We start from the raw sequence: 8,116 nt of genomic DNA, 5'->3' as shown, positions 1-8,116 counted from the left end.
AGAGCTTAAATACTCTCTCCCCGAGGAGAGCTTTCCGGCTCTCAGTCTTCCAAGGTCACAAGTTGTTGGGGATTCTAGCCGAGGTAGAGGCCGCTACCAGGTGTTATATGCGGTTCCGTCCGTGCCGGTGGCACTAGACCCGCTATGCACGTCCGTAATGCCGGGCTGGCTCTGATCCACGCTCAGCAGCACATCTTCCTGGTCCACTTGCCAGGTGTCGCGCGCGTTGGTAAACGGATCCATAGGAATTTCTTTCAGGTATCCCGCCTGCACCAGGTCATCGAGCGATTGTGGCGCTTTTTGCTTATCCAGCGAGTACTGGTCGATGCAACTGCGCAGGGTGAATAGATTTTGCTTCAGCACCGCTTCTCGCGCATGAACGATGGACTGATTGTAGATGGGAACAGCCACTGAAATGAGGATCAGAATGATGCTGATTACCACCATCAATTCGATAAGCGTGAAGCCACGCTGGCGCGCGTGCGCGCCGACACTACCCTTGCGATTTTTATTCCGCTTTACCATTCCGAGTATCGCGTCCCATCCAGAGCGGTATCCTCAGACTTGCTGTAGACGTCAAAGACGTTTTGTCCGCCCCAGGAATCACTCTTAGGATCGTCCTGCATCGAGCGCAATCCCCACTCTGCCTTGCCCGTCATGGGATCTACCGGGATGCTGCGCAAAAATCGAACCTTCTTCCCACCAACGTCCACGCCCTTTACCAGTGTTTCCAGATCTGGCGGGTAGCCCTCTGTCCCGAGCTTGACCTGGAACATACCCCGATCACCGGCGTCCTTGTAACGGTCAATACCGTCCCGTAGCTGCCACAGATCCCGCCGCAGCTCCCGTTCCTTATCCCGGCGAACCGTCACTCGCGCGAGCGGCAACGCTGCTCCGGTAAGGACCATCAGGATCGTGATCGCGACGATCAGCTCAACCAGAGTCAGCCCGCTTTCCCCGCCCCTTGCTGCTGATCTCCTCATACAAACATTTTAGCCTTTGGTGAGCCTTCGTACATCACCGGACGCTCACCATTGCCTGACCGCCCACTACTGGGATCGCCTGGTTATTCGGATCGCGTGCCTGCACTCTGTTGATGTTCAATACTGCCTGCCCCGGCCCGCGCGCCATGAACGTCAACGTAAACACCGCCCCGGTGCCACCTACTCCTCCTGAACCAGGCGGACGTGTAGCCGTCACCTGTACCGTCCCCGATGTGGCATCATCACGATGCACCAGCGCCACTGCCTGCCCGTCCTTGCTCAGGAAATCGCCGCTCGAGATATTCACCAGCTGCAGCAATTTTGGATCGTAGGTGATTTGTGCCGGCACGGCGTAAACATTCTCCGCCCCGCTCATGCTGACATTCACCATAAACGTCCGGCCAGAGTTAGCCGAGATGTTGGCTGGCTGGAAGCTCATCACTGCACTTCCCGTGGAGAGACTCGCCGGGGCTGAACCGTTGGGGGGTACCGTCGGCGTCGCAGCCGCGACCGTAGTCGAAGGTGCGACCGCCTGGTTGTTTTGCGCCGGGGGTGGCGCGGTCGCCGCTGGCGGAGGAGTCTGCGGAGCCGCTGCGGGTTGTGGAGGAGCCGGGGGTTGCGGAGCCGCGGACGGCGCCACCCCATTATGATTGGCGCTCGTCGCCGCCCCTCCTCCGGGTTGTTGTCCGGTCGGCGACGGCGGCGGCGGCGCCGATGCGTGCCTCAAGCCGATGAAATTCGCCGTGCCTACATCCAGTGGCCGCAGGTTCAGCTCGCTCACATCCTGGGCGCGAACGATGTGTGGTGTAACCGCAAAAACAATCTCATTCTCCTGCCGCGTCTTCTGGTCCTGCGCAAAGAAGTATTTCAGGATCGGAATCTTCGACAGCCAGGGATAGCCGCTCAGCGAAGTCACGTCGGAATCTTCCAGAAACCCGCTGATCAGGTTGGTCTCTCCCTCTCGCAGCCGGATCTCGTGCTCGATCTTGCGCTGCCCGATCGTGGGCTGCTGAATTCCGCCAATATTCGAACTTCCCGTCACCGACGAGATTTCCAGCGTCATCTTCAGCGTCACTTCTCTGCCGGCATGGATATGCGGCGTGATGTCCACATTCACCCCGACATCCAAATACTGGAACTGCGTGTTGACCAGGGGGTTGATTCCGACACCCCCGATGCCCGGCTGGAACGATCCCGTCGCTACTGGCACACGATCGCCAATCTTGAGTGTGGCTTTCTGATTGTCCAGGGCGCGAATTTGAGGATTCTGGATGATTTTCGTATGGGCATCCGTCAGCAGGAACGAAATTGTCGCCGGCGGTATCGTCACCGCAAAGTTCTTGGCATTCAGATTGGCAAGATCGTTGAGCGTAAGATTCGTGCTTGTGCCGGAGGTGATTGTGGCCGGAGTTGTTGTGCTTCCCTGCGAAGATGCAGTCGTCGTGTTGGTAGTAGTGGTCACGTTCGATTGCAACTGTACGGTCGCCGACGTCGGGGGATTGATACCCAGAGTGCGTGTCAGGTTCCGGCTCACCTGCATGACCGCCACTTCCACCAATACCTCGGGCTTAGCTTTATCGATGTCGGAGACCAGTTTTTCCGCCACCGCCACCTGATCCGGGGTGCCGCGCAGAACGATGGCATTTTGCGACGCGATCTGCTGCACCTGCCGCACATCCAGAATGGTACGGATTGCGTTCACCATATCCTGCAGATCATTGGGAGTGGACACGTTAGAGAGATAGATCGTCTTGATGACGCTCTGTTCCAACTCCTTACGCTTGGCCTGAGTATCGGAGGCGATGAAAATCGTATTGGATGTGACCGGCCGCCAGAATGTCTTCGACTCCAGTGCCACGATCTGCAGCGCCTGGTTCAGGGTTACGTTATTCAGTTCAATCGTGATGCGGCGCGAAGTGTAGTCAGGATCAAACAACACATTGATTCCCGCCAGCTTACCAATCGTGGTGTAAATGACCTTGGTATCTTCGGTCATTCGCAGATTGATGGGTGCGTTGGAGATCGGCTTCAGCTCGACCGGTCCTTCAGCCTCCTGCACGATACGCTCCAGGGAAGACTGGGGTGGCGGCGCTGGAGGCGGAGCGGGTGCTGTCTTACCCGACTCGATCTCTGCCTTCGTCTTGCGAATTTCCTGCTGGGCTATGAAGCTGGAGGGATCGATTTCCGCCGCACGCTGGAATTCGGCCAGCGCTTCCGTTAGCTTGCCCTGTTCGTGTAGCAACTGACCCTGATGCACATGGGCCGTAGAAGCGTAGAACCGCATTCGCGTGTATGCAGCTTTGTATCTTATGTCGGCAGGTTTGAGGTCGTAAGCCTGCTTGTAGTCTGCTAAAGCCTCGTCATATTTCTCACGCGCCTCGGCATCAACCCCCTGCTTGTAAGCAGAGTATGCCTTGTCGGCATGGAGGGGCGAAACGGCTGCCATGACGATAATCAAGACAGCCAGGGCTCCCTGTGGTCTCATCGTGTCCCCTGGGCAAACCTGTTCTTCAAAATAACCGCCAACTACGTGGAAGCTATTGCCAGTCGTGCAGTTAGGGAGAGCCGGATTATAGCACTCACCCTCGAAACACCAATCCACTAACTCTTTGGGGGAGAGTTACTACGGAGCGTTACCAGGTCCTTAGTCGTTATTAGAACGTGAATTAACTGCTCGCCTTGCGCGCAAAGTATATCCCACCCTGCCACAGAATCGACCCGAACTTTCGTCCCTCTAAGTTTTCCACGTGCTAGCATGAGACCCCAGTGCACGTGATTGACCACTATGCCCCGTCAGCAATCCCATCAGACAAAGCCGAATCCGGAAAAGTCCCCCCGGCGCCAGCCTACCGCTTCCGGGGAAAAGGACGCAGCGGTCAACCGCGCCGCCTCCCACAACTACTTCTTGTTGGAAAAGTTCGAGGCTGGCATCGCCCTGACCGGAACCGAGGTCAAGTCGATCCGCTCCGGTCGTGCCAACCTCAAAGACGCCTACGCTATCGTCAAGGACTCTGAACTCTGGCTTCTGAACGCGCACATCTCCCCCTACGAGCATGGCAGTTACAGCAACCATGAAGCTCTGCGCACCCGCAAGTTACTGGTTCACAAAGACGAAATTCGTCGGTTGATCGGAAAAACCCAGCAGAGGGGGCTTACCCTCATTCCTACCCGCCTCTACTTTAAGAATGGACGCGTGAAGGTGGAGGTTGCCTTGGCCAAGGGCAAACAACTTTGGGACAAGCGGGAAACCGAGCGCCGCCGCACCGCCGACCGCGAGGCCCGCGAAGCCATGCAGCGCGCCCGCAAGGCCGGCTAGCCGTACATAAGAGCGAACGTCTCGTCCGCTCAGGTCGAGGCACAGCCTCGACTCTTCCGCGCCTCTATCTTTTCTCACTCCCCCGGCAACCGAATGCCAGCAAACCCTTGAGGGGTCATGCTGAGCCCGCCGAGCGGGCGAAGCATCTATGTATTTGCTTCCCCGATCAAACCTCATACTTGTCCTTCATTTATTATTTCTCTCGCTATGAAAATACTGCTCTCTTCTAGCCCGCTTGCCCAAATTGAAACTGAATGCCTGGTAGCCACCGTCCTCGACCATTCCGACAATAACAACAAGCCTTCTCCCCGGGTCGCCACCAGCGATCCCGCCATCCCCGCAGCCGCCCAGGATCTCATCGCTACCGGCGAGGTCACCGGAAAATCCGGCGAGACCACTCTCCTGCATAAGCCAGCTGGCCTGAAGGCGCGCCGCCTGCTGCTCCTCGGTGGCGGCAAAGCTAAAAGCTTCAATTCTTACGAACTTCGCAAACTCGCCGGCACTGCGGTTCGCTTCCTGAAGTCTCGCGGCCTGCGCAGCTTTGCTTTTGCCGAACCAGAAATCCCCTCCGGCCCTACCGATGCCGTAAAGGCTACCGTGGAAGGCGCTTTCGTCGGCAACTTCGACTCCGACTTTTACAAGAGCGACCGCAAGGATCAGCACATCGACGAACTCACGATCGTTCCCACCATTCTGCAGAGCCCCGCCCTCGAAGCCGCAGTAAACGAGGGCCGAATTATCGGGGAGTCACAGAACTTCACTCGCACCCTCGTCAATGAGCCCGGCAACCGTATGACTCCCACAGTACTCGCCGATCGCGCCCGCAAAATGGCCGAGGAAGTCGGCCTCAAGTGCGAAACCTACGGCGCCGACAAAATCAAAGAACTCAAAATGGGCGCTTTCTGGAGTGTGGCCCAGGGTTCCGATGAGCCTCCTGCACTCATCATTCTCCGCTACGAACCGGCAGGCGCGCCCGACAAACCCGTGTTAGGCCTGATCGGAAAGGGAATCACGTTCGATAGCGGCGGCATCTCCATCAAGCCTGCCGACGGTATGGAAAAGATGAAATACGACATGGCCGGCGGCGCGGCCATGCTCGGCGCGATGCGCGCCATCGCCCTGCTTAGGCCGAAGGTGAAAGTGATCGCAATTGTGCTGGCCACTGAGAACATGCCTTCCGGCAAAGCACAGAAGCCGGGCGACGTGCAGATCGCCATGTCGGGCAAGTCCATCGAGATCATCAACACCGACGCTGAGGGTCGCCTCGTCCTCGCCGATGGACTGCACTACGCGCGCCAACTCGGCGTTACTCACCTGATCGATGCCGCCACGCTGACTGGCGCAGTTGTCGTGGCGCTCGGTTACGTCAACGCCGGCATCTTCGCCAACGATGACGCCATGTACGACCGCTTCCGCCAGGCACTCGAGCGTGCGGGAGAAAAAATGTGGCGTCTGCCGCTCGATTCCGAGTACCAGGAGATGATCAAATCCAACATTGCCGACATCGTGAACAGCGGCGGCCGCTGGGGCGGCGCAGTCACCGCCGCCATGTTCCTGAAGGAATTCGTCGGTGACACGCCCTGGCTCCATCTCGACATCGCCGGCACTGCTTGGGTGGAAGACAGTAAGGGTTGGATCGCCAAAGGCCCTTCAGGAATCGCCGTGCGTTCGATCGTGGAGTTTGCCCGCGACCTCGGATCCTAGACCTGGAAGCTCCACAATTTCAGGATTGCCATCCCGACCAAGTGCTGGTCTGATTCGATAACCGTCGGGTGGCCCACTCAAGCCCTCCGTTGGCTTGAGTGGGATAGGAGGATACCCCGGCTTCGACGCGACCAGCCTAATTCTCCAGCGGCCCGAACATCGCCCACAACGCCCCCTCCAGTGCAATAGGATCTTTGTACACCTCATAATGACCCGGCATCAGCACGCTAACCTGATTTCCGTTATGCGAGATCTGCGCGCGATGAACGCCCTGACAAGCGCGCACGTACAGATCCGAACTTACCCCGGACATCTCCTCATGCAGGATCTGTTTGTACCCATACCTGAGCAATACTTCTGCCAGCGGTGATTTCGGCTGTTCCGACAGGCGGCCCAACACTGCACGGCTTCTCATGCAACGCTTCCCATGCGCAACGAGATTCACCCCGCATTTGGAGCAGGCCAGAGCTCCCTGTTCGAGCAGTTGGTCGAAGTACTTGGGAGACACAACTACGTGGCGGTACTTCCATTTTGGGCGCAGCATAAGGGTCGAACAAATCTTACAAACGCTTTCGCCGCGTCGGCCTGGAACTAACCGAATCGTCAATTACCGAGGTGCGAGAAGGCCCTTGTCCGAACGAACCAACAGACTCCGGCGAGGCGAACCACCTGCGGAACCCATGCCGCCCGTCACCAGCTAGGGTTACGTCAGTCATTAGCAGTGCGATACCGACTCGCCTACCATTATGTGGAGGCAGAGCTTCAGACCAGCTTTTGAGCGCCGCGAGCCCACACCCGTCAAAGCCGCGCTGGAACACCCAGCGGCGTTTTGCCCGTTTTGCCGTCAGTCTCCACCTCAGCATCCTTCAACCCGGCTCTATGAACCCGATCACCGAGGGTCGCATACTGGACCTTGGCCTCGGCGGGCTGCGTTGCAATCTCCCCCTGAGTCTTCCCCTGGGTCAGCAGGTCTGGCTGGCTTTCAGCCTGCCGGGACGAAGTCAGTCGCTGCGCATCTTGGCCTGCGTGCGCTACTCGCAACATCGGCTCCATGGCTTCGAATTTCTCAGCGATAGCGCCGATCAGCGCAATCTCATTCGCAGCTTCTGCGCCGCATTCCTGCCCCTGGTGGAGTAAGCGTAGCTCGAGCCCTCTTGGCGAACGCACCCTAAGCACATTTCGCCCAGCATCCCCACCCGGCAGTAAAATCGTCCTATGACCCCCGAAGAAATCCTCCGCCTGGAGTTCAATCGTTGGGCCGAGGACGGCCGCGGCCCGGAGATGGAGAAGCATCACCTCTACATTACCGAGGAGGCAATCCGTCACATGGAACTGCGCGCCGGTGAGCGGATTCTCAATCTCGGTTGCGGCACGGGATGGGCTACTCGCCTGCTTGCCCGCCTCGTAGGCGAGGGCCTGGAAGGCTTCGGCCAGGTCGTAGGGCTCGACATCTCCGATGAAATGATCCGCCAGGCCCGCAAGCAGTCCCCTGAATTCGAAAACATCATGTTCATCCAGGGCTCGTCGGACCGCATTCCCTGGGAAGAAAATTTCTTCGAGAAGGTGTTGTCCGTCGAATCGTTTTACTACTACCCCGACCAGGACCGCACACTGGCTGAGTTGTTCCGCGTCATGGCGCCCAATGGACACATGTTCCTGCTCATCAACCTCTACCGCGACAACCACTACTCTCTGCGCTGGGTCGATGAATTGAAAGTCCCTGTGCGGGTGCGGTCAGAAGCGGAATACGTGCAGCTGCTAAAAGCACATGCCTTCGAAGATGTCGAAGCCTTTCGTATTCCCGACGAGACTCCAACGCCGAACGAATACTCCGGCAAGTGGTTCCGCAATGCGGAGGAACTGCGCGACTTTAAGCGCATCGGCGCGCTGCTGTTGACCGCACGCAAGCCCAACGTGCGCACCATGGCCCCCGCAATTCAGATCTACTAATAAGGGTCCGCCCCGGATGCTCTCACGGCACGGCCGCTGACATCGCGTATGTTTGTCATCACGAGCCGGCGGCGCGGGCGAGGGATCTGCAGTTGGTTTACTGTGCTCACGTCCACACCGGTAATCCAGGATTAGCCGAGTAGAACAAAATGCCGTCAGCGCC

At 58.1% G+C, this 8,116-nt stretch carries 8 protein-coding genes; 4 read left to right on the top strand and 4 right to left on the bottom strand.

What is annotated here, in order from left to right:
• Positions 1 to 93 precede the first annotated feature (93 nt).
• From VEG30_05540 to VEG30_05530, 3 genes are read right to left on the bottom strand one after another with little or no spacing between them, the layout of a single operon-like run.
• Positions 94 to 525: a prepilin-type N-terminal cleavage/methylation domain-containing protein gene (locus VEG30_05540; protein HXZ79373.1), complete on the bottom strand. Its 432-nt coding sequence runs from the start codon at positions 523 to 525 to the stop codon at positions 94 to 96.
• Positions 519 to 983, bottom strand: a complete 465-nt coding sequence (locus VEG30_05535) for a type II secretion system protein (GenBank protein ID HXZ79372.1) — start codon at positions 981 to 983, stop codon at positions 519 to 521. The genes VEG30_05540 and VEG30_05535 overlap by 7 nt, the downstream gene beginning before the upstream one ends.
• Before the next feature lie 34 nt (positions 984 to 1,017).
• The gene (locus tag VEG30_05530) at positions 1,018 to 3,468 is read right to left on the bottom strand and encodes a cohesin domain-containing protein (protein HXZ79371.1); all 2,451 of its coding nucleotides are present in this window, start codon (positions 3,466 to 3,468) and stop codon (positions 1,018 to 1,020) included.
• A 300-nt stretch (positions 3,469 to 3,768) separates the two neighbouring features.
• Here VEG30_05530 and smpB point away from each other — a divergent pair, with 300 nt between their 5' ends.
• Positions 3,769 to 4,299, top strand: a complete 531-nt coding sequence (gene smpB / locus VEG30_05525) for an SsrA-binding protein SmpB (GenBank protein HXZ79370.1) — start codon at positions 3,769 to 3,771, stop codon at positions 4,297 to 4,299.
• Positions 4,300 to 4,506: 207 nt separating this feature from the next.
• Entirely contained in the window at positions 4,507 to 6,003 is a 1,497-nt protein-coding gene (locus VEG30_05520) for a leucyl aminopeptidase (protein HXZ79369.1), read from the top strand.
• A 136-nt stretch (positions 6,004 to 6,139) separates the two neighbouring features.
• Here VEG30_05520 and VEG30_05515 read toward each other — a convergent pair whose 3' ends face one another.
• Complete coding sequence (locus tag VEG30_05515; GenBank protein ID HXZ79368.1) at positions 6,140 to 6,418, bottom strand: hypothetical protein; 279 nt, start codon at positions 6,416 to 6,418, stop codon at positions 6,140 to 6,142.
• A gap of 359 nt (positions 6,419 to 6,777) precedes the next feature.
• Between VEG30_05515 and VEG30_05510 the strand changes: the two genes are divergently transcribed.
• A complete protein-coding gene (locus VEG30_05510) occupies positions 6,778 to 7,140 on the top strand; it encodes a PilZ domain-containing protein (protein HXZ79367.1) in 363 nt (120 codons plus the stop codon).
• Between the two features lie 78 nt (positions 7,141 to 7,218).
• Complete coding sequence (locus VEG30_05505; protein ID HXZ79366.1) at positions 7,219 to 7,953, top strand: methyltransferase domain-containing protein; 735 nt, start codon at positions 7,219 to 7,221, stop codon at positions 7,951 to 7,953.
• Positions 7,954 to 8,116 lie beyond the last annotated feature (163 nt).

The organism is Terriglobales bacterium (assembly GCA_035624455.1).
Lineage (GTDB): Bacteria > Acidobacteriota > Terriglobia > Terriglobales > Acidobacteriaceae > DASPRM01.
The sequence above is the reverse complement of the archived record's forward strand: the minus strand, read 5'-3'. Positions and strand labels throughout refer to the sequence as shown.